Source organism: Saccharopolyspora kobensis (assembly GCF_900108315.1).
Taxonomy (GTDB): Bacteria; Actinomycetota; Actinomycetes; order Mycobacteriales; family Pseudonocardiaceae; genus Saccharopolyspora; species Saccharopolyspora kobensis.
The window spans coordinates 650,499-674,652 of record NZ_FNVB01000002.1 but is presented as its reverse complement, the minus strand read 5'-3'; the positions used below and the strand labels follow the sequence as shown (position 1 = coordinate 674,652).

General features: G+C 70.3%; 20 protein-coding genes. 7 read left to right on the top strand and 13 right to left on the bottom strand.

Going from position 1 to position 24,154, the window contains the following annotated elements; all coding sequences use genetic code 11:
• Nucleotides 1-56: 56 nt before the first annotated feature.
• Together C4T78_RS02970 and C4T78_RS02965 are read right to left on the bottom strand one after the other, a co-directional pair.
• The gene (locus tag C4T78_RS02970; RefSeq protein ID WP_093347511.1) at nucleotides 57-1,130 is read right to left on the bottom strand and encodes a tryptophan dimethylallyltransferase family protein; all 1,074 of its coding nucleotides are present in this window, start codon (nucleotides 1,128-1,130) and stop codon (nucleotides 57-59) included.
• A gap of 445 nt (nucleotides 1,131-1,575) precedes the next feature.
• Nucleotides 1,576-2,310: an SDR family NAD(P)-dependent oxidoreductase gene (locus tag C4T78_RS02965; protein WP_235863070.1), complete on the bottom strand. Its 735-nt coding sequence runs from the start codon at nucleotides 2,308-2,310 to the stop codon at nucleotides 1,576-1,578.
• Between the two features lie 223 nt (nucleotides 2,311-2,533).
• Between C4T78_RS02965 and C4T78_RS02960 the strand changes: the two genes are divergently transcribed.
• On the top strand, nucleotides 2,534-3,028 hold the full coding sequence (locus tag C4T78_RS02960; protein ID WP_093347517.1) for a MarR family winged helix-turn-helix transcriptional regulator: 495 nt from the start codon (nucleotides 2,534-2,536) through the stop codon (nucleotides 3,026-3,028).
• 84 nt (nucleotides 3,029-3,112) lie between these two features.
• Entirely contained in the window at nucleotides 3,113-3,547 is a 435-nt protein-coding gene (locus C4T78_RS02955; RefSeq protein WP_177247416.1) for a hypothetical protein, read from the top strand.
• A 7-nt stretch (nucleotides 3,548-3,554) separates the two neighbouring features.
• Here the strand turns inward: C4T78_RS02955 and C4T78_RS02950 are convergent, their stop codons facing one another.
• The 4 genes from C4T78_RS02950 to C4T78_RS02935 all read right to left on the bottom strand — a co-directional run bounded on the left by C4T78_RS02950 (nucleotide 3,555) and on the right by C4T78_RS02935 (nucleotide 7,362).
• Nucleotides 3,555-4,133 carry a peroxidase-related enzyme gene (locus C4T78_RS02950; RefSeq protein ID WP_093347520.1) on the bottom strand — a complete coding sequence of 193 codons (579 nt, stop codon included), beginning with the start codon at nucleotides 4,131-4,133 and terminating at the stop codon, nucleotides 3,555-3,557.
• A gap of 50 nt (nucleotides 4,134-4,183) precedes the next feature.
• Nucleotides 4,184-5,128 (bottom strand): DUF6461 domain-containing protein, encoded by a 945-nt coding sequence (locus C4T78_RS02945; protein WP_235863071.1) that lies wholly within the window; start codon nucleotides 5,126-5,128, stop codon nucleotides 4,184-4,186.
• A gap of 84 nt (nucleotides 5,129-5,212) precedes the next feature.
• Nucleotides 5,213-6,562: an MFS transporter gene (locus tag C4T78_RS02940; protein ID WP_093347525.1), complete on the bottom strand. Its 1,350-nt coding sequence runs from the start codon at nucleotides 6,560-6,562 to the stop codon at nucleotides 5,213-5,215.
• Between the two features lie 149 nt (nucleotides 6,563-6,711).
• Entirely contained in the window at nucleotides 6,712-7,362 is a 651-nt protein-coding gene (locus C4T78_RS02935; protein WP_093347527.1) for a TetR/AcrR family transcriptional regulator, read from the bottom strand.
• A 116-nt stretch (nucleotides 7,363-7,478) separates the two neighbouring features.
• On the opposite strand from C4T78_RS02935, the gene C4T78_RS02930 reads away from it, so the two are divergent.
• Both C4T78_RS02930 and C4T78_RS02925 read left to right on the top strand, forming a co-directional pair.
• Nucleotides 7,479-8,357 (top strand): shikimate dehydrogenase, encoded by an 879-nt coding sequence (locus tag C4T78_RS02930; protein ID WP_093347530.1) that lies wholly within the window; start codon nucleotides 7,479-7,481, stop codon nucleotides 8,355-8,357.
• Nucleotides 8,344-10,170, top strand: a complete 1,827-nt coding sequence (locus C4T78_RS02925; protein ID WP_093347532.1) for a bifunctional sugar phosphate isomerase/epimerase/4-hydroxyphenylpyruvate dioxygenase family protein — start codon at nucleotides 8,344-8,346, stop codon at nucleotides 10,168-10,170. The genes C4T78_RS02930 and C4T78_RS02925 overlap by 14 nt, the downstream gene beginning before the upstream one ends.
• Before the next feature lie 35 nt (nucleotides 10,171-10,205).
• On the opposite strand, the gene C4T78_RS02920 is transcribed toward C4T78_RS02925, so the two are convergent.
• The 3 genes from C4T78_RS02920 to C4T78_RS36280 form a co-directional block, all read right to left on the bottom strand.
• Nucleotides 10,206-11,771, bottom strand: a complete 1,566-nt coding sequence (locus C4T78_RS02920; RefSeq protein WP_093347535.1) for a succinic semialdehyde dehydrogenase — start codon at nucleotides 11,769-11,771, stop codon at nucleotides 10,206-10,208.
• 109 nt (nucleotides 11,772-11,880) lie between these two features.
• Nucleotides 11,881-14,430 carry a class IV lanthionine synthetase LanL gene (gene lanL, locus C4T78_RS02915; RefSeq protein ID WP_093347537.1) on the bottom strand — a complete coding sequence of 850 codons (2,550 nt, stop codon included), beginning with the start codon at nucleotides 14,428-14,430 and terminating at the stop codon, nucleotides 11,881-11,883.
• Nucleotides 14,431-14,504: 74 nt separating this feature from the next.
• Nucleotides 14,505-14,675, bottom strand: coding sequence for a hypothetical protein (locus C4T78_RS36280; protein WP_170210387.1), 171 nt, complete (start codon nucleotides 14,673-14,675; stop codon nucleotides 14,505-14,507).
• A 281-nt stretch (nucleotides 14,676-14,956) separates the two neighbouring features.
• Between C4T78_RS36280 and C4T78_RS02910 the strand changes: the two genes are divergently transcribed.
• The 3 genes from C4T78_RS02910 (at nucleotide 14,957) to C4T78_RS02900 (ending at nucleotide 19,379) form a co-directional block, all read left to right on the top strand.
• Complete coding sequence (locus C4T78_RS02910) at nucleotides 14,957-16,843, top strand: ABC transporter ATP-binding protein (RefSeq protein WP_093347540.1); 1,887 nt, start codon at nucleotides 14,957-14,959, stop codon at nucleotides 16,841-16,843.
• Nucleotides 16,837-17,703 carry a MauE/DoxX family redox-associated membrane protein gene (locus tag C4T78_RS35925; protein ID WP_258958315.1) on the top strand — a complete coding sequence of 289 codons (867 nt, stop codon included), beginning with the start codon at nucleotides 16,837-16,839 and terminating at the stop codon, nucleotides 17,701-17,703. Before C4T78_RS02910 ends, C4T78_RS35925 begins: the two co-directional genes overlap by 7 nt.
• 209 nt (nucleotides 17,704-17,912) lie before the next feature.
• Nucleotides 17,913-19,379, top strand: a complete 1,467-nt coding sequence (locus C4T78_RS02900; RefSeq protein ID WP_103908068.1) for an HNH endonuclease signature motif containing protein — start codon at nucleotides 17,913-17,915, stop codon at nucleotides 19,377-19,379.
• A gap of 534 nt (nucleotides 19,380-19,913) precedes the next feature.
• On the opposite strand, the gene C4T78_RS02895 is transcribed toward C4T78_RS02900, so the two are convergent.
• Genes C4T78_RS02895 through C4T78_RS02880 form a run of 4 tightly spaced genes read right to left on the bottom strand, consistent with a single transcriptional unit; the run spans nucleotide 19,914 to nucleotide 24,151 of the window.
• Nucleotides 19,914-20,885 (bottom strand): CobW family GTP-binding protein, encoded by a 972-nt coding sequence (locus C4T78_RS02895; RefSeq protein ID WP_093347545.1) that lies wholly within the window; start codon nucleotides 20,883-20,885, stop codon nucleotides 19,914-19,916.
• A complete protein-coding gene (locus C4T78_RS02890; RefSeq protein WP_093347548.1) occupies nucleotides 20,882-22,252 on the bottom strand; it encodes a UbiD family decarboxylase in 1,371 nt (456 codons plus the stop codon). The genes C4T78_RS02895 and C4T78_RS02890 overlap by 4 nt, the downstream gene beginning before the upstream one ends.
• Nucleotides 22,249-22,839: a UbiX family flavin prenyltransferase gene (locus C4T78_RS02885; protein WP_093347551.1), complete on the bottom strand. Its 591-nt coding sequence runs from the start codon at nucleotides 22,837-22,839 to the stop codon at nucleotides 22,249-22,251. The genes C4T78_RS02890 and C4T78_RS02885 overlap by 4 nt, the downstream gene beginning before the upstream one ends.
• Complete coding sequence (locus C4T78_RS02880) at nucleotides 22,832-24,151, bottom strand: nucleobase:cation symporter-2 family protein (protein WP_093347553.1); 1,320 nt, start codon at nucleotides 24,149-24,151, stop codon at nucleotides 22,832-22,834. Before C4T78_RS02880 ends, C4T78_RS02885 begins: the two co-directional genes overlap by 8 nt.
• Between the last annotated feature and the right edge of the window lie 3 nt (nucleotides 24,152-24,154).

The window sequence follows — 24,154 nt, the reverse complement described above, 5'->3', positions numbered from 1 at the left end:
GGGCGCCGGGAGGTGCCCGGGAGTCGTGGAACGAGCGGACCGGGGCGTCCGCTCGGTCAGTTCCGGGCCGGCGTTCCGCCGTAGGCCTCGGAGGAGAAGTAGAGCGAGGTGCCGACCCGGTCCTGGGTCAGCCGGAGCGAGACGTGGGCGAGCAGCCCGGCGCGGGCGTCCAGCGGGCGGTCGGTGAGCGCACCCATGGAGTCGTCCAGCGCTGCGAGGTCGAAGCCGTGGTGCCGCAGGTGCTCGGCAGCCCGCTCCCGCGCCACCGCGTCGTGCGGCACGTAGTCGCGGATCGGCAGGTAGAGGCTGTAGTTGCTGGGCTTCTCCGGGTCCCCTTCGAGGAAGGAGTAGCTCGACATCAGCGGACGTCCGTCGAACACCTCGACCCCCGGGGCCAGCGTTTCGCAGAACTCCCGGATGGTGTTGCAGTCGACGCCCGGCACGGCGGCCGCGGCGTGCTCGGCGTCTGCGGCGCGGGCGTCGAGCTGCCGGAAGTAGAGCTTGACCCTGGCCTGCGCGCTGCGGTCGAGATCGATGGCGAAGAAGGTCGGGAGGTCCTTGCCCTCGCGGCGCAGCGCGTACGTGCTGACCAGTTCGGAGGCGGTGGTCATGCCCAGTCGTGCGAAGGCGTCGGCGACCACCTGCTCGGCGGCGTCGGCACCGTGCATGTCGGTGTTGAAGTAGAGCTTGAAGGACGGGTTCCCGGCTTCGTCGAAGATGAGCGAGAACGCCCAGGAGAACCAGCTCTGCGGGGCGTCCGAGGTGAAGATGTCCTGCACCGCGCGCAGGCGCTCCACGGCGAGGTCGTAGCGGTCGGCCAGTTCGGCGGTGAGGTCCTTGGCGGCCTGCAGGTTCGCCGCCGGGCTGGGTCGCCCGGCCAGCCGTTCGAGGTGGATGCGCAGGTGCCTGGCGCCGGTGTCCTCGAACTGGACGGAGAACTCCAGCGGAGTGGCGTCGTCGGCCACGCCGGATGGCCACAGCGGCGGTTCGGACAGCGGGCGGGCGGCGACGGGGCCGAGCAATTCCCCGAGGAGTTCCGGAGGGCTGCTCTTGTCGATGCCCAGCACATCGCACAGGTTCTTCAGCTGTCTTTTGGCTAACTCACCCAACGTCGTATCGACACGACTCATGGAAACCCCGATCCATGTCTTCGAAAGCCGGTTGCGGGCCGGTGACCGGTGCGGCGCGGTCACGCTAATACGTGCCTTCCGGGCGTGCCAGATCCACTGGAGTGATCTTGGGCATGTGCGGCATTCGGCGGTGCCGGTGCCAGGACCGATACGTCCCGTAGCCAGATTCGGGGAGTCCTGTTGAGATCGATTCGTGATCCGCCGGTGATTCCGGTCGGGAATTCGGTTTGTTAGGGGTTGCGTTCTGTTCGCGCGGCGCGCCGGAATGCTCGCGGAGCCGCTGTGGCCGCGGGGTTGTCCGGAGTTCATCGGGGCTTGCCGCGGCGGGATCCGGGGATTCATCGAGCATTTTGCTCTGCGCGGGTGGAGACCACTGGTCTGGACCGCCTAATCCGGTGCACTGATAATGGGGGCCGACCGGTCCGCGATCGGCCCCCACCGGCGGTCAGCGGCCCAGGTGCATGCCGCCGGAGACGTGCACGACCTGTCCGGTGATGTGCGAGGCCTCCGACGAGGCCAGGAACTCGACCAGCGCGGCGACCTCGTCGACCCGGCCGAGCCGGCCGTCGGCGGCCCGCGATTCGACGAACGCGCGCCGCGCGGCCGGGAAGTCGCCGCCGCGGAAGAAGTCGGTCCCCTCGGTCGGGCCGGGGGAGACCACGTTGGCGGTGATGCCGCGCGCCCCGAGCTGGAAGGCCAGCTCGGAGGTCCACGGTTCCAGCGTCGCCTTGACCGCTCCGTAGCTGCCCTGCCCGGAGCGCGCCGTCACGGAACCGAGGTTGACGATCCGCGCGTGATCGGCGAGCCGGGGCAGCAGCGCGTGCGTCACGAGCACGGCGCTGAGCACGTTCGCCTCGAAGTTCGCCGTCCAGGAGGCGTGCAGCGCTTCGAGATCATCGGCGGCGGGCGCGCCGTTGGCCAGGTCGGTGTTGCCGCCCGCGGCGTTGATCAGCACGTCGATCCGGTCGGGCAGCTCGGCGGTGGCGGCCCGGACGGCGGCCGGGTCGGTGGCGTCGACCGGAACGGCGCGGGCTGCCGGGCCGAGTTCGGCGACGGCTCCGGCGAGCTTCTCCGGGCGTCGGCCCAGCAGTGCGACCTGGTCGCCGGCCGCCACCAGCCGGGCCGCCACGGCACGGCCGATTCCGGTGCCGCCGCCGGTGACGACTGCGTTGCGAGCCACGTGCTGTCCCGCCGCCCCGCGATTTTCAGCGCTGGTTGCGCCCGAGGTCGAACTCGCGTTTCGCGGTTTCTCGTAACTGTGCGTCGCGGTCCCCTGAGATGCGGATGGGCAGGACTCCGGTTGACGCGAGGGTGTCATGCTTCCTCCAAGTTCTTTAGGTCTAAAGACGTGGCCGATGCTAGCTCGTCTTTAGGTCTAAAGAAAGTGCGGTTAGACTGCGCCCATGAACGCTGACGCGGTGGACGGCATCGTCGAGCAGTGGGCGCGGGAGCGGCCGGGCATGGCGGTGGACTCCATCGGCGTGATCGCCCGGATCCTGCGCATCGCCAAGCTGATCACCGACGAGCGCCGCCGCGTGCTGGCCGAGCTCGGCATCGACAGCGCCACCCTCGACCTGCTCGCCACGCTCCGCCGCGCCGGCGACCCCTACCGGCTCACACCGGCCGAGATCGCGGAAAAGTGCCTGGTCAGCGGCGGTGCCATCACGCAGCGCGTGGCCCGCGCCGAGGACGCGGGCCTGGTGCGGACCCAGCGGTCGGCCTCCGGCAAGCGGACCGTGGCGGTGGAGCTCACCGCGCACGGCCACCAGGTGATCGAGCACGACATCGAGGTGCTGATCGACCGGGAGCGGCGGCTGATCGCCGGGCTCCCCGCCGATGACCGGCACCAGCTGGAAGGGCTGCTGCGGGAACTGCTGGGGCGGATGAGCAGCGAGTGACCGCCGCACCGCCGCCGAGTAACCCGCACCGGCGGCTCCGGTAGACTTCGGCGGCCGGGGAGCAGAGTGGAAGTGAGAGTCTCGATGGCGCGTGACGCGGACCGCCGTGGTTCTGCGGGCAACTCCGGAATCCTGAGCCGGATCGACCCGTTCTGCTGGATCCCCGTCGTGCCCATGGTGCTGCTGGCGCTGGTCGTCATGTTCGCGATGGGCATCTGGGAGCTGAGCCTGATCCTGCTGGTGGGTGCCGCGGTGATCCTGGGCTTCGACTTCTGGGTGAACAGCCGCCGCAAGCCGGCCGCCCCGCCCCAGCGCCGCCCCCGCCGCGACGACTTCGACGATCTCGACGACCGGCCCCGCCGCGAACCGGCCCGCCGGCCCGCGCGCCAGGCCCCGCCGGAACGTCCCGCGGCAGCGCGCGGTGGCGCGCCCCGGGGAGGCGCTACCCGCGTCGGGAACCCGCCGCGCGGCGGACGACCGCAGCAGCGCCCGGGCGGACGCCCCGGCGCCCGCCGCTGAGCGGCGCTCACTGCCTGGGCACGCGTCCCATCAGGAAGAACTCGTCGTTGGGGCGCAGCGCCATGAGGTGCGCGAGCCGGTTGGACATCGCGAAGAACGCGGTGATCGCCCCGATGTCCCAGATCTCGTCCTCGGACAGACCGGCTTCCCGCGCGGCGGCGAGGTCGTGCTCGCCGAACAGCGCGGAGTCCTGGGTCAGCGACAGGGCCAGGTCGACGATGGCGCGACGCCGCTCGTCCAGCTCGGCTCCGCACGGGTTGGCGGCCACCAGGTCCGCCAGCTGCGGATCCTTCGCCCGCACCCGCAGGATCGCGCCGTGCGCGACGACGCAGTACGTGCAGTGGTTCGCGGCCGAGGTCGCCACCACGACCAGCTCCCGCTCGGCCTTGGTCAGGCCGGAGTCGCGCTCCATCAGCGCGTCGTGGTAGTCGCAGAAGGCCCGCAGCTCGTTCGGCCGGTGCCCCAGCGCCAGGAAGACGTTGGGCACGAATCCGGACTTCTCCGCGATGGCCCCGATGCGCTCCCGCAGATCCTCGGGAAGATCTGCGAGCTGCACCGCGCCGAACCGGCTGATCTCGTCGCTCATGCCCGGCACGGTATTGCCCCGAACGCGCCACGTCGATGCGGTGACCCGGACTACCGGGGGTTCTGGAGGCAGTAGCCGAGGGCCTGGGCCAGCTTCCGGAGGTCCGTGGCTCGTTGACGCCGGGCTTCCTCGCTCCGCGTGAGCCAGCTGGACGATGTCGAGCGACCCTGGTCGCATTCGATCAGCCAGGCGCGCACGTGCTGCCCGAGATCGCTGTCCGGGGTGACGTCGACCCGCTGGCCGCTTTCCACCGCGGCCAGCGCTTCGGGTAGTCCTGGGGTGCTGGTCAGGCCGAGCAGCTCGGTCAGCCGCTTCGTCTCCGCTAAGGCTTCGACGGGACCGTCCACTCCGCGCGGCAGGTGCTTCGGTGCCGCGCTGAACCAGGGATCGAAGTGCGCGCTGGTCAGCGGCCCGGTCAGCTGCTCGTAGGTGGGGGAGACGCCGGTGATGAGGCGGATCGCCCGCAGCGACAGGGAGAACGCGCGGTCCTGGCCGTTCTCGCTTTCCGCCAGGTCGAAGCCGGCCTCGCGCAGCAGCGGGTCGAGGCGGGCCGGCTCCGTGCCGTAGCGCACGTCCGGGAAGGTCGGGTCGAGTCCGGTCACCAGCTCGCCGTCCACCGCGTAGTCGAGGTGCGGGCTGGCGTAATCGTGGCGGAGCAGGGATACGGCTTCGGTTCCCCGCGACAGGATCGGCGTGAGGGACGAGCCCCAGAAGCCGCACGGCTCGAGCACGACGGTCCAGGAGCCCAGCCGCGCGGCCATGGCGAGCTCCGGCGTGCCTTCGGAGCAGTGGCCCAGCGCGTCGTCCGCTGCTGCCGCGCGGACGGCGGTCGTGTCGGCGAAACCGCCCATCAGCCGCAGCACTTCGTCGATGCCGACGTCCTTGACGAAGGTCAGGCAGAAGATCTCGCTGAGGTGGCGGTCCTGGCCGGGATGGCTGTCCGCCCAGGAGAATTCGTCGAGTTCGGCCACGTGGTACCCATCTCCGATCGGCATCGGAGCGCGAGCTTACCGACGCACCGCCGACGGTGGGGGTGGATCGGGAATATCCACAGTGGACGGATGCCCCGGCCGCCGGTGTCAGGCGCTCACCGCGCTCCGGTCCCGTTCGCCTTTCGCTTTGGGCGACTTCAGCCCCAGCTCCTCGGTCGGCACCCGGTAGGTCTCCCGCCCGGTGGCCACCGCGACGGCGTTGAGCGCGCACAGGCCCGCGGTGAACAGCGCGACGTTCATCCAGCCGTCCCGGCCACCGCCGACGGCCTCGGCGATGCTCGGGGCGAACCCGGCGACGGCGAACCCGATCTGGGTGCCCACCGCCATGCCGGACAACCGGACGCGGGCCGGGAACATCTCGCCGTAGAAGGCGGGCCAGATCCCGTTCGTCGCGCTGTAGACGACGCCGAACATGAGGATCCCGGTCAGGAAGATCAGCGCGTGGTCACCGATCGACAGCGACCAGAGGTAGGCGGCCATCAGCACCGCGCAGCCCAGCGAGCCGCCGATGAACACCGGCTTGCGGCCGATCCGGTCGGCGAGCCGCGCCCACAGCGGGATGGTGATCAGAGCCGCGATGTTGGCCAGCACCCCGACCCACAGGATCGGGCTGCGCTCCAGACCGACCGTGTTCACCGCGTAGCTCAGCGCGTAGACGGTGAAGATGGTGCTCACCGCCGCGATGACGGAGGCCATCACGACTCGCAGCACGTCGGCCCAGTGGTCGCGGAACAGCGGTGCCAGCGGGGTCTTGGCGCGCTTGGTCTCGCCCGCGGCGACCTCCTGCTCGAACACCGGGGTCTCGTCGAGCTTGCGGCGGATCACCAGGCCGGCGACCACCACGGCCGCGCTGAGCCAGAACGGCACGCGCCAGCCCCAGGTCAGCAGGTGTTCCTCGGGCAGCGCGGCGACCGGCAGGAAGACCGCGGTCGCCAGGATCTGCCCGGCTTGCGTGCCGCTGAGCGTGAAGCTCGTGTAGTAGGCGCGGCGGTTGGACGGCGCGTGTTCCAGCGACATCGAGTTGGCGCCTGCCTGCTCGCCCGCCGCCGAGAAGCCCTGCAGCAGCCGCAGCGCGACCAGCAGTGCCGGTGCGGCCACGCCGATCTGCTGGTAGGTCGGCAGGCAGCCGACCAGCACGGTCGCCACGCCCATCAGCAGCACGGTCTGCACCAGCACCCGCTTGCGGCCGAAGACGTCGCCGATGTGGCCGAGGACGAACGCGCCGATCGGTCTGGCGAGGTAGCCGACGCCGAACGTGGCCAGCGCGAGCAGCGTGCCGGTGGCGGGGGAGGAGGCGGGGAAGAAGATCTTGTTGAACACCAGCGCGGCGGCGGTGCCGTAGATGAAGAAGTCGTAGTACTCCAGGGCGCTGCCGATCCACGCCGCGGCGGCGGCCTTGCGGGGTTTGCCGCGATGGGCGGCCGGGTGGGAGGTCACTCGAAGCTCCAGTAGTCCGTGCACCGTTGCTCAGCCCGGCGACTTATGAACCAACTAGTTAGTCCCAAAGGCTGAGGTGTGACCGGTCACCTGTCAAGGCCCTGTTCCGGAGCGATTTCGTCCAGATCTCCCGCTGCCGCGCCGACCGCTCAGCGGGCGGTGAGGAAGTCGATCACCAGGTCCCCGAGCATCTTGCGGTAGTGGTCGCGGCGGGCCGGGTCGAGCATGTCGCGCTGGAAGATCGCCTGGAACGTGTAGCGGTTCGCGGTGCGGAAGACGCAGAACGAGCTGATCACCATGTGCACGTCCAGCGCGTCGACGTCGTCGCGGAACAGGCCCGCGGCCCGGCCGCGCTCCAGGATCCGGCCGAGCACGCCCACCGCCGGGTCGGACAACCGGGGCAGCAGGTCGGACTTGGCCAGGTGCTCGGCGCGGTGGATGTTCTCGATGCTGACCAGGCGGAGGAAGTCCGGGTGCGACTCGTGGTGGTCGAAGGTCGCCTCGGCCAGCCGGCGGATCGCCTCGACCGGCTCCACGGCTTCGGCGTCGACCTCGCTCTCGATGCCGCGGATCACCGAGTAGGCGTTCTCCAGCGCGGCGAGGTAGAGCTGCTCCTTGCCGCCGAAGTAGTAGTAGATCATCCGCTTGGTGGTGCTGGTGCGCGCGGCGATCTCGTCGACCCGGGCGCCCGCGTAGCCCTTGTCGGCGAATTCCAGGGTGGCGACCTCGAGGATCTCCGAGCGCGTCCGCTCGGCGTCGCGCTGCCGGATCTCGCTGGTGTCGGACGTCGGTGCTGCCACGGCGCTCCCTCTGCGGATCGGCACTCCAGCCCACTGTAGTGCAGCGACCCTTCCACGATCCGCGCTTCCGCCCTACTATTAACTAGCTAGTTCGTTCATTGATCCGAGGCGGGGATGTGCGCACGCAGGACAGCTACCTCATCGGACTCGTCGGATCGGGCATCGGCCCATCGCTGAGCCCGCCGCTGCACGAGCGGGAGGCCGACGAGCTCGGCATCCGGTACCTCTACCGCAGGTGGGACCTGGACGTGCTGGGCAGACCGGCCGAGTCGATCGGCGACCTGCTGGCCGTCGCCCGCACGGCCGGCTACGACGGCCTCAACATCACGCACCCATGCAAGCAGCTCGTCGTCGAACACCTCGACGAGCTCTCCCCGGACGCGGTCGCGCTCGGCGCGGTCAACACGGTCGTGCTCGCCGGATGTCGCGCGATCGGCCACAACACCGATTGGTCCGGCTTCGCCCGCAGCTTCAGCCGCGGACTCCCGGACGCCGCGGTGGACCGCGTCGTGCTGCTGGGCGCGGGCGGAGCCGGTTCGGCCGTCGCGCACGCGCTGCTGACGTTGGGCACGGGAGTGCTCCGAGTGCTCGACGCCGCCCCGGGCCGTGCGGAGCGGCTGGCGACGTCGCTGCGGGAGCGCTTCGGCGCGGGCCGGGTGGAGGCCGTGCGGCCGGAGTCCGTTGCCGCAGCGCTGGCCTGGGCGGACGGCCTCGTGCACGCCACACCGACGGGAATGGCCGCGCACCCCGGGATGCCGGTGCCTGCGGAGCTGCTGCGCCCTGAGCTGTGGGTGGCCGACGTGGTCTACCGGCCGCTGGAGACCGAGCTGGTCCGCACCGCGCGCGCGAGGGGCTGCCGAGTGCTCGATGGTGGCGGCATGGCCGTCTTCCAAGCCGCCGACGCTTTCCGCCTGTTCACCGGTGTCGAGCCGGACGCCGACCGGATGCTGCGCCACTTCACCGAACTCGCCGGAGGTGTGCATGTCCACAGCTGAGCCCCGCAGGGTGATCGCCACCGTCTGCCTGTCCGGCACCCTGGAGGACAAGCTGGCGGCCGCCGCTGCCGCCGGGTTCGACGGGGTGGAGATCTTCGAGAACGACCTGATCGCCTCCGCGGCCGCGCCCGCCGAGATCCGGCAGCGCTGCGCCGATCTCGGGCTGACCGTCGACCTCTACCAGCCGTTCCGCGATTTCGAATCGGTCCCGCCGGAGCTGCTGCGGGCCAACCTGCGCCGCGCCGAGCGCAAGTTCGACGTGATGGAGCAGCTGGGCGCCGACCTGGTGCTGGTGTGCTCGACGGTGTCCCCGGACGCGGTCGACGACGACGAGCTCGCCGCCGAGCAGCTGCGCCTGCTCGCCGAACGCGCCGCCGCCCGCGGCATGCGGGTCGCCTACGAGGCGCTGGCGTGGGGCAGGTTCGTCAACACCTACGAGCATTCCTGGCGCATCGTGCGCCGCGCGGACCACCCGGCGCTGGGCGTGTGCCTGGACAGCTTCCACGTGCTGTCCCGGGGCGGCGATCCGGCGCTGATCCGCACGATCCCGGGGGAGAAGCTGTTCTTCCTGCAGCTGGCCGACGCGCCGAGGCTGGACATGGACGTGCTGCAGTGGAGCCGGCACCACCGGCTCTTCCCGGGCCAGGGCTCGTTCGACCTGCAGACCTTCATCGGCAACGTGCTCTCCACCGGCTATGCGGGGCCGCTGTCGCTGGAGGTCTTCAACGACGTCTTCCGCCAAGCCGACCCGAAGCCCGCCGCGGTGGACGCGATGCGCTCGCTGCGCCTGCTGGAGGAGCAGCTGGGATTTCCGGTGGCCGAGCCGGCGCCGCGGCTGTCCGGTCACGCGTTCGTGGAGCTGGCCGTGGACCGGGAATCGGGCGCACGGATCGCCGGAACCCTTGCCGCGCTCGGCTTCGAGGCCACCGGTGAGCACGGCAGCAAACCCGTGCGGCTGTGGGAGCAGGGCGGCGCGCGGGTGCTGCTGAACGCGAAGTCGGAAACGCCGGGCTCGGCGGAGATCGGTGCGCTGGCGGTGGAGAGCGCCGATCCGAGCAGCTCCGCGCTGCGAGCCGAAGCGATGCACGCCCCGATCCTGCCGCGCACGCGCGGACCGGAGGAGGCGAACCTGGCGTCCGTGGCGGCGCCGGACGGCACCGAGGTCTTCTTCTGCGGCGCCGGTTCCGGCAGCTGGCTCGCGGACTTCGCCGGGGCCGGTGCCGCTCCGGTGCCGGGGCTGGGCATCACCGGCATCGACCACGTCGCGCTGACCCAGCCCTTCGACCACTTCGACGAGGCCACGCTGTTCTACCGCTCGGTGACCGGGCTGCGACCAGAGCCGATCGCGGAGTACGCGGCACCGTTCGGCATGGTGCGGACGCGAGGAGTCGCCGACCCGACGGGAGCGGTGCGCCTGGCGCTGACCGGCACGCTGGTGCGCCGCGGCGAGTGGGCCCCGGCGGTGCGCGATCCGCAGCACATCGCGTTCGCCTGCGACCACGTGCTCGCCGCGGCGCGCACCTTGCGCGAACGAGGAGCGCCGGTCCTGCGCATCCCGGACAACTACTACGACGACCTCGACGCCCGGTTGGACCTCGGCGAGGAAGTGCTGGCGCAGCTGCGCGCGAACTCGGTGCTCTACGACCGCGACGAGCACGGTGAATACCTGCACGTGTGCACCGAGATGCTGGGCTCCCGCATCTTCTTCGAACTCGTCCAGCGCATCGGGGGCTACGCGGGCTACGGCGTGCCCAACGCTCCGGTCCGCATGGCCGCCCACCGCCGCCAGCGCCTCGCCGCCGGCAGCGGCTGACCAGCAGTGGACGGTCACTGTCCACTGCCGACCGGTCAGCGGATGCGCAGCGCCTTGATCACGCGCAGCGCCGCGGTGAACAGCTTGGCGTGCTGCTGCCCGCTGAGCCCGAAGGCGGGGTCGAAGCCGAGCACGCGCTGGCTGGCCACCGACTGCGCTTCGGTGTACTTCAGCAGCCCGGCAGGACCGTGGCGGCGGCCCAGCCCGGACTCCTTCATGCCGCCCATCGAGGCTCCCTGCGAGGCGTAGGCCGCGGCGTAGCCCTCGTTGAGGTTGACGGTGCCCGCCTTGATCCGGGCCGCCACCCGCCGGGCACGGCGTTCGTCGCGGCTGAACACCGAGGCGTTGAGGCCGTACGGCGTGTCGTTGGCCAGCTCGATCGCCTCGTCCTCGCTGCGGAACGGGTAGACGGAGACGACGGGGCCGAAGGTCTCCTCGCGGCACACCGGGGTGCCCTCGACGACGCCGGTCAGCACGGTCGGTTCGAAGAAGTACGGCCCCAGGTCGGGACGGGCCTTCCCTCCCGCGGCCACCGTCGCCCCCGCTTCGACGGCGGCCTCGACGTGCTCGGTGACGCGGGCGAGCTGGCGCTCGGAGGTCAGCGATCCGACGTCGGCGGTGAACGCGAGGTCGGAGTTCAGCCGCAGGTCGCGGACCTGCCGGGCGAACAGCTCGACGAACTCGTCGTGCACGGCGGCGTCGACGTAGATCCGCTCGATCGACACGCACAGCTGCCCGGCGTTGGCGAAGCAGGCGCGGACCGCGGTCTTCGCCGTCGCGGCCAGGTCGGCGTCGTCGAGCACCAGCATCGGGTTCTTGCCGCCGAGCTCCAGCGAGCACCCGGTCAGCTGCTTCGCGGCTCGCTCGGCGATGGCCTTGCCCGCCGCGGTGGAACCGGTGAAGCCGACGTAGTCGGCCTCGTCGATCAGCGCGTTCCCGATGTCACCGGGTTCGCCGAGCACGACCTGCCACAGCTCCTGCGGCAGCCCGGCCTCGACCAGCAGGGCACGCGGCCACAGGCTGGACAGCGCGGTCTGGCTGTCCGGTTTGTGCACCACGGCGTTGCCCGCCAGCAGCGCGGGAACGACGTCCATGGTCAGTGCCAGCGGGTAGTTCCACGGCGTGATCGTGGTGACGACGCCCTTCGGCAGCGGAGTCTCGATGGTGCGGGTGAACACCGGCAGCGCGCCCGCACGCCGACGGCCGCGCAGCAGCTGTGGCGCTTTGCGCGCGTAGTACAAGGTGGACATCGCGCCGTCGAGGACCTCCTCGAAGGCGTGCAGCCGGGCTTTGCCCGTTTCGTGCTGGATGAGGTCCAGCACCTCGGACTGCCGGGACAGCATCATGTCCACCAGCCGGAGGAACGGCCGCACCCGCTCGCGCACGGGAGTGCTCGCCCATTCCCGCTGCGCCTCGCGAGCTCGTGCGAAGGCGCTGCGCACATCGCTGTCCGTCGATTGCGGGATGGTCGCCAGCGCTGCGCCGGTGAACGGCGCGGTCGTGGTCCTCGGTTCACCCGTGGCGGCGATTCCCGAGGTCAACCGCCGCACAGTGGCCGCATCCAGCGGAGTCGCGGTTGCCTGGGCGGTGGACGAGCTCATCCGGTGTCTCCGTGTTTCGCGCGGGCGGGCACTTTCTACCCGTCGGTAACATGCCGCGCCCATTCTGGCAGCGAACCGCCCGGGACACCAGGGGCCCGCGACGGAGCGATCAGGTGAGGTCCTCGGCGATCGGTCGCGACGGCGGAGTCCAGGCGGGAGTCCAGAGGCGTTCACCAGCGCGGTCGTGCAGGCGGCGGAGGAAGGACAGGACACCGGAGGTGCCCGTGGACCACGGGGCGCTGGAGGTCTCCAGCGAGTTGTCCGGGAACCTCGGGGCGGCGTACTCGCCGCCGCTGCGGGCCAGCATGTGCACGGCGATCTCCTCGGCGCCGCGCCAGAACTCCTCGTCCTCGGTGGCGATGGCCAGGTCGATGAGCGCCTCGCCCATCCCGGCCAGACCGCAGCACTGCGACACCACCCACGCCTGGGCTGCCAGGCCGAGGCAAGCGCGGCCGCCGTCCTTCGCCAGCGCCAGGTAGCGGTCGTCGTCCCAGTGCCGCGCCGCTGCCAGCAGTGCGGAGGAGATGCCGGACATGCCCTGGCACCAGGAAGCGGCCATCGGCCGCGCGGGACGGCCTCGCATGACCTGGATCAGCTCCACCGCCTCATCGGCGAGGGCGGCGAACCGCTTCGCGGCCGCTTCCTCCGCGGCCGGATCACCGGTGCGCTGGTGGTAGGACAGCAGGAAGTGCGCGATCCCGGCGCTGCCGTGGGCGAAACCGGCTTCCAGCGCCACACCGGTCTCCGGCGCGGCGGGCACCGCGTCCTCGGTCTCCCGGGTCCGGCCGGTGAGCAGCCGGCGGGCGCACTCGTCGGCGACCGCCAGGTGCCCGCCCGCCGGTTCCACGGCGTGCAGCACCAGGTGGCCCGCGCCGATCCCGGCCACGCCGTGGATGTAGTCGGCGCGTTCGTCGCCGAGATCGACCGGTTCGGACACCGGCAGCTCCGCACCGGTCCGGCGCGCGGTGGCCAGGAAGATCTCGGTCCCGGTCCGTCCGAAGTACATCGCGGCGGGCAATCGGGTCGGCGGCGTCGCCGCGATCGTCCAGCGGGCCAGTTCGATCCCGGCGTCGATGCCCTCGGGGTGGTGCAGCAGTTCCAGGCCGAGCCCGGCCGATCCACTGTAGACGTTGGTCTTGGGCGGTTCCGAACGACCACCGGTCGGTTGCGATGCCATCTCGCGGGCGGCGGCCACGCACTCGCCGACGGTGTGGCTCAGCACGGACTCCAGCAGGTCGGCGCTCAGCACGGGTGCTTCGGGCCGGCGACCGCGCCGGGCCGGGCGATCGGTGCGCAGGGCCTCGAAGGCCGCGGTGCGCTCGGCCGGGTCCAGGCTGAGCAGTCCGGGGATCAGCGCGCGCACGCCGGTCGCCTCCGGGTACAGGCGATCCAGGCACAGCAGCGTGCGCTCCAGGTTGCGCACCGGGTCGGGGTCGGCGCCGATCGGGTTGATCCCGGTCGCGGCGAAGAACAGCGTCGCGCCCAGCGAGAAGTAGTCGTCGCTCGCTTCGGCCGGGCGATCGGTGTGCTGGTCGGGCACGCTGTAGCCGCGCGTCCACCCGTGCAGCTGGAAGCCGTCGAAGTGGCTGTTGCCGAAGTCGATGAGCGTGCAGCGGCCGTCGTCGTCGAGGACCACGTTCTTCGGGGAGAGATCGCGCACCACCACGCCGCGCTCGTGCACCGCGGCGAGCACGTCGGCCAGCCGGGAGGCCAGGCGCACCAGGTCCCGGTCGGGACTGGTGGGGTCGTCGAAGAACCTGGTCTGCTCGCCGACGTACCGGTTGAGATCGCGCGTCCCGACGTCGGTGGTCACGAGGTACTCGTCCTCGCCGTGCCGGAAGTGGTCGAGCAGCCGCGGCACCCCGTCCACGCCGTCCAGCGCCTGCAGGACGCGACGCTCGTTGCGCAGCTGCATGCGCAGGTCGATGCCGTTGACGTTCTCGCCGACGTGAGCGCGGGCCTCCTTGATCACCACCTGCCGGCCTTCGGGATCGACGGCGCGGTAGACGTTGCCGCGCGGCCCGCGCAGCACTCCGGAGGTCAGCCGGAAGCGGCCGCCGAGCACGGTCGCCCGCTGGGCGGACTCGGCGGGGCGGAACGGGTCGGTGGCCCACGGCGGGCAGCTGAACTCCGGTCCCGCCGCGCCCGGCAGTGCGGTGCCGTCCGGCCCGAGCACCACCAGCTCGAAGTCGCCGTTGTCGTCCACCCGGTACTGCGGCCGGAACGGCGCGTAGCGGTAGTACACCGGGGAATCCGGGCGGATGCGGCGATCGCTGGTGATCCGCGGGCCGGTCATCCCGGCCAGCGCCTCGGCCAGCAGGCCGCCCAGCCGCACCACGTCGTCCTGCGGCGGGTAGACGGTCATCGCCTTGCCGACGGTCGCCGGGTCGACGTCGCCGGAGTTGAGCTCCCGCAGCACTTCGGGGGACCGCGCGACCTTGAAGTCGCAGTCGTGGGCGAGCAGCAGCGGTAGGACTATGTCGACGGTCTGCTCCAACGTGCCCGGTCGGGCGGAGATGTGCAGCTTCCAGCCCTGGTCGGGCACCGCGCCGCCGGGGCTGCGCACGCTCACCCAGGTTTCGTCGACGGCCCACTCCCGGCCGGCGGCTTCCGCGCTCCGGGCCAGCAGGCCGGGCAGATCGGTGGTGGTGCTGCGCATCCTGCTGCTCCCGGTCGAGGTCGGACGCGGTGGGAAGTCCGCTGCGGACTTCCCACCGCTGTGGCGAATACCCGTCAGACGATGGACGGACAGCAGGGCCAGCTGCTGCAGACGGTCCGCTTGCAGGTGTTCACGCACGCCTGGGGTCCGTGCAGGACCTCCTTGAGGTCCACCTCGAAGTCGACCGAAACGTCCTCGATCTCAACGGTTCCCGCGTCACGCGGCTCCAGCAGCAGGGTGTGCATGATCGCTCCTCTCTCGCCCACCGGTCTGGTGGGACGTCCGGGGTTGCCGCGGCGGCAGTGGATTTCGCAGCGCACCAACGATTTCCGGGTTGCGCGCTCCCCACTGCGCGGTCTGCACCCGGTGCAACCCCTTGGCATTGTTGGCACACCGGGTTTCGCAGACCTAGGGCCAAACGGAGGAACAACGCCGGTTTACAGAACTCCCTTGGTTGGATTAACTTCTCGAACGTGATGGCGCGAAGTCGTTGCCCGGCAGGATTTCCGGAAACCGGTCGAATCGGATGAGGTGGCGACGACGCACCGCGGCCGAGCCGGCCGATCTCGTCGTGCCGTACTGGCAGGCGCACGACGAGGAACTGCTGTCCGCGGGCCTGGGAGCCATCGCGCGGCGACTGCCGGCGCTGGTCCGCGACGCGATCCGGGTCGCCTGGCAGGCCAGCCGCGCCGACACCGCGGCCGCGCTGGTCCTCACCGTGCTGGCGGGCCTGTTCACCGCGTTCGGGTTGCTCGCCACCAACGACGTGCTGGAGTCGCTGTTCGCGGCGGGCGCGACCGCGGACCGCGTCCGCGCGGCGATTCCCGCACTGCTGCTGGTGGCCGCGGCCGCCGCGCTGCGGGCGGGCATGCTGGCGGTCGCGGCCTGGGCGCAGGAAAGGCTGAAACCGCAGGTCGAGCGGCTGGCGGAAACCCGGTTGTTCCGGTTGACCACCCGCGTTGAGCTGACCGCGTTCGACGACGAGGAGTTCCACAACTCGATGCAGCGGGCGCGGGACAACGGCGTGCCCGATTCCGCGACGGTCGTGGAGATGACGGTCAACGTGCTCACCGGAGCGATCGGCGTGCTCTCCGCGGCGGTCACGCTGGGCATCCTGCACCCGGCGCTGATGCCGCTGCTACTGGTGACGGCGGTGCCGGACGCCTGGGCGGCACTGCGGTCGGCGCGGATGCGCTACGCGGCATTCCGCCGGGTCTCCACCGCGCGACGGCGCAAGTTCCTGCTCTCCGACCTGATGGCCGAGCGCCCACCCGCGGCGGAGGTCCGGGCGTTCACGCTGCGCCGCTTCCTGCTCGGCGAGTACGACCGCATCGCCGAGTACGAGCAGCGGGTGGAGCTCGACGTGGCCTGGCAGCGGGCGACCACGCGGGTGACCGGCGACCTGCTCGGCGGCGTCGCGCTCGCCGCGGTGTACGGGACGCTCGGGTTGATGCTGGCCTTCGGCTTCCTGCCGCTGGCGGTGGTGGGCACCGCGGTGCTGACCATCCGCGCGAGCCAGTCGTCCCTGACCAGCCTGGTGCAGTCGGTGAACAAGCTCTACGAGGCCGGTCTGTACTTCGGCGACTACCTGGAGTTCTGCGCGATGGCGGAGCGGTTCGTGCCGCCCGAGCGCACCGCCCGGCTCGACCCGTTCCGCCGGATCGCAGCCGAGTCGGTGCACTTCACGTACCCAGGAGCGGACACGCCCGCGCTCGACGGGGTCAGCGTGGCGGTCGAGCGCGGTGAGATCGTGGCGCTGGTCGGCGAGAACGGCTCGGGCAAGACTACGCTGGCCAAGCTGCTGGCAGGCCTGTACGCACCGGATTCCGGCGCGGTCCGGTGGAACGCCGTCGACCTGGCCGAGGTCGACGGCGACACGCTGCGCGAACGCATCTCGGTGATCGCCCAGGACCACACGCGCTGGCCGCTGACCGCGGCGCAGAACATCACGATGGGCCGGCTCCGCGACGACGAGCGCATGGCCGAAGCGGCGCGCGCCGCGGGAGCCGATGCGGTGCTCGCGAGGCTCGACGACGGCTACGAAACCCTGCTGGACCGCAGGTTCCGAGGCGGCCAAGAGCTCTCCGGCGGTCAGTGGCAGCGCATCGCGATCGCCCGCGCCTTCTACCGCGACGCGGACGTGATGATCTTCGACGAACCGACCTCGGCCCTGGACCCCCGCGCGGAACACGCGCTGTTCGAGCGCATCCGGCACCACGCGGCCGGTCGCACGGTGGTGCTGATCTCGCACCGCCTCTTCAGCGTCCGCTACGCCGACCGGATCTACGTCCTGGACCGCGGCCGCGTCGTCGAGCAGGGGACGCACCCGGAACTGCTGCGCACCGGAGGCCGCTACGCCCAGCTCTACGAGCTTCAGGCGGCCGCGTATCGAGAACCGAGTTCGGCGTGCTGAGCTGGTCGGCTCCGGCTGCACTGGCGGTGGCCGGAGTGCTGGCCTTCGCGGCGGTGGGCAAGCTGCGCGACCTCGCCGGGTTCTCCGAGGCAGTCGCCGGTTACCGGCTCCTGGCCGGTGGGTTGGTTCCGGTGGTCGCGCGGGCGGTTGTCGGGGCGGAGCTGGTGGGCGCGGCGTTGTTGGCGGCACCACCGACGCGGGTATGGGGATCAGCGCTCGCGGTGGTGCTGTTCAGCGCGTTCCTGATCGGCATGGGCAGTGTGCTGCGCCGTGGGATGCGGGTGTCCTGTGGCTGCTTGCAGGGCTCGGAAAGGGTTGGTGCGGGTTCGCTGACACGTACTGGGCTGCTGCTGGTCCTCGCGTTGTTCGCCGGATTCGGTGCGGACCTGCCGTTCGAGCCGGTGCAGTTGCTCGGAGCTGCGCTCCTCGCCGGAGTGGTGTTCGGGGCGGCAGCGCTGGTTTCACGCTTGGACGCGCAACCGTCGGCGCCGGTGGTGGGGAGGCGGTTCGAGATCGGTACCGATGTTTCGGACTTCGCCGGTGGTGGTGACCGGGTGCTGTTCGCCTACATCTCGCCGCTCTGCGGTGCTTGTCGGGTGATGCTGCCCGAGTTCCGGGCGGTGGCCGGCCGGGTGCCGGTGGTGTTGGTGAGTTCCGGCGAGTTCGGCGAGGTGCGGGACTACCTCGGTGGGCAGGGGATCGAACTGCCGTTGGTGACCGGGCCGGACGTCTTCGAGGCCAACGGCGTTCCCGGGCCGCCTTACGCCGTGGTGACCGATGGGTCCGGTGCGGTTCTGGCGCACCGTGGGGTTGATCGGCCGGATAAGTTGGCGGCGTTGCTGGGCGAAGCCGGGCTTTGAGGCGGCAGTCAGAGGAGTCCTATTAGGACTAACAGGGATTCACGTTTCAGCTTGCGCGTAGGTCAACGACACGCCGATCTGTCCCCCTTCTGTTTTGATAATTTATGCTGCGAGGCAAGGGTTTTCGTGTTTGATGAGTGTTGTGTTCACCTGGTTGTGGGACGGTTATTCGCTCGAAACCACGTTCGATCCTTGGGAGAATTTGATGCATGACACCGCTGATGACCACCCTGGACGCGACGCCTGCCGCTGGCGCGGGTGTGGTCGTGTCCGCCTTGCCCGCGTGGGATGTGTCCGCGCCGGGTGGGGTGTGGTCGTCTGCGGTTCGGTCTCTTTCCGATGAGGAACTGGTCTCCCGGATCGGGGAGGTGGAACAGCGGATCCGCCAGGCCCGTATGCAGCAGCTGCGGTTGATCGCCGAGGCCGACCGCCGTCGTCTGCACACCGCCTGTGGTGTGCGTTCGACGCAGGTGTGGTTGAAGACCCTGCTCAACATCGACGGCCAGGACGCCACGAACCGGGTCCGTATCGCCACCGCCACCACGCCCTCGTCGAACACCAGCGGGGACAGTGAGAACACCACTGGGGCCGTCGCTGGGCCGGAGGTGTCCCTTCCGGCTACTGGGGAGGCGTTGGGCGAGGGTGTGATCGGGCTGGAGCATGCGCGGGTGATCTCCCGCTGCCTGACCCGGCTGCCCGCGCACGTCCGGCACCAGGCCGGTGAGGTAGAGCGGTTGCTGGTGGACAACGCCCGTCGTCAGTGTCCCCGCGACCTCGCGAAACTCGCCGACCGGGTGCGCTACATGCTCGACGCTGATGGTGCTGTGGCGGACGAGCGGGCGCAGTTCGAATCCCGTGAGTTGCACTATGCGACGGCTCGTGACGGGATGCTGGTGATCAAGGCACGGCTGGACCGGGAGACCGGGGCGAAGTTCGTCACCGCCCTGCAACCGCTGGCCGCACCCCGCCCGGAAACCGACGACATCAAGGACCCGCGCACGGTCGGGCAGCGCAACGCCGACGGCCTGTCCACCCTGCTCGACCTGGTGCTGGACACCGATGGAATGCCGCGCACCGGTGGGCAGAAGCCGCACCTGACCGTCACCATCGACTACACCCAGCTGAAAAACCAACTCCCCACCAACGCCACCGGTGAGATCACCACCGCTGGTGGTGCGGGGATGCTGGAGGGCACCGGCCAGTATGTAAGCCCGCGAACGGTGCGCAGGATCGCCTGCGACTGTGAGGTTCTGCCCATGGTCCTGGGTGGGGACAGTCTGCCTTTGGACGTGGGCGCGTCTCAGCGGACCGCGCCGACCCACATCCGGGCCGCACTCCTGGCCCGCGACGGTGTCTGCGCGTTCCCTGGATGTGATCACCCGGCGGGGACGCCGCAGGCGCATCACATCGTGCACTGGATCGACGGCGGACCCACCAGCCTCGACAACATGGTCATGCTGTGCGCCCACCACCACCGCACCACCCACAACCACCACTGGCACATCGAGCTACAACGTGGCCGCCCGGTCTTCACTCCACCGGCAAGCCTCGACCCGGCACGCACGCCCAGGTCGGGTGGGAAAGCCCAACCCGCCACACACCACCACGCCCTCCGCCACCTGAACACACCACCGGAGAGCCGCCCGCCAACGTCCAGATCCCTGGCGAGCACCTGATCACCTCACCCCGGTCTCGGGTGAGGCGCCCCACCCTGCCCACCGACCAAACAACAGAGCCGAAATTCCGACCCAACTAGGAAAGGGCAGCCACCGATGACGAACCACCCCACGATCGTTGAGCTCAAAACGGCCGACACCACTGCTCACCGCCGTCATCTCGCGACCAACCGCCAGCCCGCAGGGCACAGCCACCCTGCACACGACCCGCCGGTGACAGAGCAACCCACCTCTCAACCAGCAGAGGCCCGGCCACCCTGCTTCCCGGGGGGCGTCCATGATTTCCGGGACCCGTTCCATACCGGGTCATCCCCGTGACATCAAGCCAAACCGGGACTGCGGGCCGGATGCCAAGCCTGCCAACCGCGAAAGGGCGGCCGCCAGGCAGTGCTTGGCATCCGGACCACAGCCCCACGATCCCCCACCAGGGGATTACCCACCGCCAGGACACAACGACATCAGCAGTTCGCACCTTGAAAACTCAACAGCGGAACCAAAGACGCGCCCGAACAAGGACGGCGAAACCGAGCATCCTCAAGCAGCACGAACACAAGTCCGCAACCCGTCGACAAGAGAAGCACGATCGAGATCGCGCCCAATGAAGACGACCTTGCTGCCCCGGGAATCCCGCCCCCAAGGCTCAGCGGGACGGAGCTCGAAGATCCGATGAATCCCCTGGAGCACGAACCGCCGAGAATCCTCCCGAACAGCGAGAACGCCCTTCAAGCGGTACAGGTCGTCGCCGTGCTCATCGGTGAGCCGACCGAGCCACGCCCGCAGCGCGCCCTCGTCGAGATCCCCGTCGACAGCGCTGTCGAGCTCGATCCCGACGGAGCTCACAGCAGGATCGTGGAAGTGCTCCTGCTCGTCGAGCCAAGCAGGATGCACGATCCGGCTGAACGCGCCGACGCCGAGGATGTCGGTGAGATCGACCTTGGAGTAGTTGGACGTGATGATCTCGGCAGTGGCGTTGATCCCGCGAAGCCGTTCGCGGAGCGCGGCGAGCTCGGGTTCGGTGACCAGGTCGATCTTGTTGAGCACGAGCCGATCGGCGAAGGCGATCTGGTCCACGGCCTGGTGGCCGACTCCGGCGCCATCCAGGTGCCGGCCGATGTGCTTGGAGTCGACCAGCGTCACGATCGCGTCCAGCGCGAAGTGCTCGCTGATCTCCTCGTCGATGTAGAAGGTCTGGGCGACCGGGTTCGGGTCGGCCAGACCGGTCGTCTCGATCAGCACCCGGTCGATCTTGTCCTTCCGCTCGATCAGCTTCCGCAGGATGTCGATCAGGTCCGTCCGGGCCGTGCAGCAGATGCAGCAGCCGTTGGACATCTCGAAGAACTCCTCGTCGGAGCGCAGCACAAGCGCGTCATCGATCGGGATCTCGCCGAACTCGTTCTCGATGACCGCGATGCGGTGCCCGTGCTCGGCGGTGAGGATGTGGTTGACCAGCGTCGTCTTCCCAGCGCCGAGGAAGCCGGTCAGCACGGTCACGGGAATCTTGCTCATCGTCGTCCTCCATCGGTGCCCAGCAGGCGGCGGGCGTCGTTGCGTGCGGTTGCCGAGACCACGATCCGGTCGCCGGCGAAGTCGGGGCCGCGCGTCGCGTCGAGCCCCATCCGGGACGTGGTGCCACCGGGATCCGACGAAGGATCCAGCGGCGATCCCGGAAGTCCGTCCACCACGAACAGGTCGCGGTGCGGTTGGAAGTGCGTGGCCAGCGCCCACAGCACTTCGGAGTCGGACGTGACGTCCACGTCGGCGTCCACGGCGACGGCCGTCTTCACGTACGGGTCCCAGCCCAGCAGACCGAGCAGCACCTGGCGGGCTTGTCCCGGACGGGATTCGCGCAACGCCACGTAGCAGTGGAAGTGGGTGCCCGAGGTCGGGTAGTGCACGGCGGTGACGTCGGGGAAGCGGTCCTTGAGCTTCTCCGCCAGCTCCGACTCCCGCGGTACCCGCGCGAGGTTCAGGTGATCCGCGGTGTTCCCGCCCGCGACATCCACCAAGAGCGCGTCCTCGCGCCGCAGGACGGCCTCCACCCGCAGCACGTTGTTGGTGGACCGGTGCGACGAGTACCCCGAGAACTCGCCGAACGGGCCCTCCTCGGCGTGGCGTCGCGGGTCGATGGTGCCCTCCAGCACGTACTCCGCCCACGCCGGCACACCGATCCCGTGCCGCGGAGTGCGCACCACGTCCAGCGGTTCGCCGAACAGCCCCCCGGCCACGGCGCGCTCGTCCACATCCGCCGGGACGCGGGCGGAGGCGGCCAGCATGAACAGCGGGTGCCCGCCGACGACCACCGCCACCGGCATCGGTTCGCCCCGTTCGGCGTACTTCGCCAGCAGGCGCCACAGGTCGCCGCGCGAGTGCAGGCTCGTCGCCAGCTCAGTGGGGGAGTGCACCATCGAACGGTGGTAACTCATGTTCCCGACCTTGGTGTCGGGATCCTCGGCCACCACGATGCCGCTGGTCATGTAGGGCGCCCGGTCGGAGGCGAAGTGCTGGAACATCGGAACGGTCGCCAGGTCCACCTCGGCGTCCTCGACGAGCGGCGAGGAGTCGACGACGCGCGGGGCGATCAGCCGCGAAGCACGTGACTGGTACACCTCGTGCAGTTGCCCGGGCTCGGCGTCGAAGAACCGGGCGATCCGGCGGCGGGAGGCGAAGACGTTGGTCACCACCGGTGCGGCGACACCGCCGACCTCGTTGCACACCAGCATCTCGTCCCGACCGCGTGCGGTCAGCTCGTAGATCAGCCCCGTCACACCCTCGACCGCGGACACCGGCTCTTCCACCACGAGGACGTCCTCGGGGTGCGCGTGCCGGTACTCGGCGAAGAAGGCGTGCGCGTCCTGGCGCGGGGAAGGGTTCACCGGACTGCTCCTAGTTCTCGACGGGGGCCTTGCCAGCGCGGGAAGAGATCGTGGTCGATGCCGAACTGGTCCAGGACCTTGCCGGTGAGGTGGGCCAGCAGGTCGTCGACCGACTCGGGCCGGTGGTAGAAGGCGGGCACCGGGGGCAGCACCACCGCACCGGCTTCGGTCACCGCCGTCATGTTGCGCAGGTGCACCAGGCTCAGCGGTGTTTCGCGGGTGACCAGCACCAGGCGCCGCCGCTCCTTCAGGCACACGTCGGCGGCGCGGGTCAGCAGGTCGTCGCTGTAGCCGTGCGCGATCCCGGCGAGCGTCTTCATCGAGCACGGCACCACGACCATCCCCGCGGTGCGGAACGAGCCGGAGGCGATGCTCCCGGCGATGTCACCGCGCTGGTGGCAGACGTCGGCCAGCGCCGCCACATCGGCGGGCCGGAGACCGGTCTCCAGCTCGATGGTGCGGTGCGCGGCGCGGGACATCACGAGGTGCGTCTCGACCTCGTCGATCCGCTGCAGGGCGGTCAGCAGGTGGATGGCGAGGTGCGGTGCGCTGGCCCCGGTCACACCCACCACGAGTCGATCACGCATCCGGTCGCCTCCGCAGGTGGAACAGGGCGTTGAGGGTCACCGCCAGGACCGTTCCGGTCGCCACGCCGCTGTCCAGGAAGACCTGCGCGACGAAGGGCAGCCGGTGGTAGAAGTCGGGTGCGCCGGTGGGCACCAGCCCGACGCCGAGCGCGACCATCACGACCACGAGATTCCCGGCCCGACTGAAGTCCACTTCGGACAGAAGCTCGATGCCGGAGACGGTCAGCGCGGCGAAGGTGACCACCGCGACCGCACCGATCACCGGCTGCGGGATCGCCGCGACCAGGCGGCCGATCGGCTGCACCACGCCCAGCACCACCAGGATCACGCCGCCGACCGCGACCGGGTAGCGGCTGCGGACCTTGGTCAGCGCGATCAGCCCGATGTTCTGCCCGAAGGTGGTGTAGGCGAAGCCGCTGAAGATCCCGCTGAGCGCGGTCAGCAGCCCGTCCACGCGCAGCAGGCGGCTGATCTCGGTGGGCCCGACCTTCCGGCCCACCACCTGCCCGACTGCCAGCCCCTGGCCGGAAGCCTCCACGGTGAGCACCAGCACGACGATGAGGAACAGCAGGATCGACGGGAGGTCGAACTGCACCATCCCGTAGTGGAACGGTGCGGGCACGTCGAGCACCGGGCCCGAGCCGACCTCGGCCAGATCGCCCATGCCGGCGATCCAGCCGGCGACGGCGCCCACGACGAGTGCGAGCAGCAGCGCGAGCTGACCCAGCAACCCGCGCAGGAACCGGGAGAACACCACGACCAGCAGCAGGGTGAACCCGGCGATCAGCAGGTTGCCCGGTGCGGCGTAGTCGGGGGCGCTCGGATCCTTCCCGGCGATCAGCCGGAGACCCACCGGGATCAGCGTCAGGCCGATCAGGGTGATCACGGTTCCGGTCACCACGGCCGGGAACAGCTTCAGCAGGCTGCCGAACAGCGGTGCCAGCAGGATCCACAGCACCCCGCCGACCAGCAGCGAGCCGTAGACGGTGGGCAGTCCCTTCGACTGGCCGATGAGGATCATCGGCACGATCCCGTTCGACGCCGCGCCCACCACCAGCGGCATCCGGATCCCGAACTTCCACAGCCCCAGCGACTGCAGGATCGTGCCGATGCCGGCCAGTACGAGGTCGATGCAGACCAGGGTGGCGATCTCGTCCTGGCCGAGCCCTAGGGCGGAGCCGACCACCATCGGCACCACGACCGCGCCCGCGTACATCACCAGCACGTGCTGCAGGCCCAGCAGGATCGTGTGACCCCAGGGCGGTCGGTCGTCCACTCCGAGGTCCGATGTGGACGGGGTTTCGCGCACCATCTC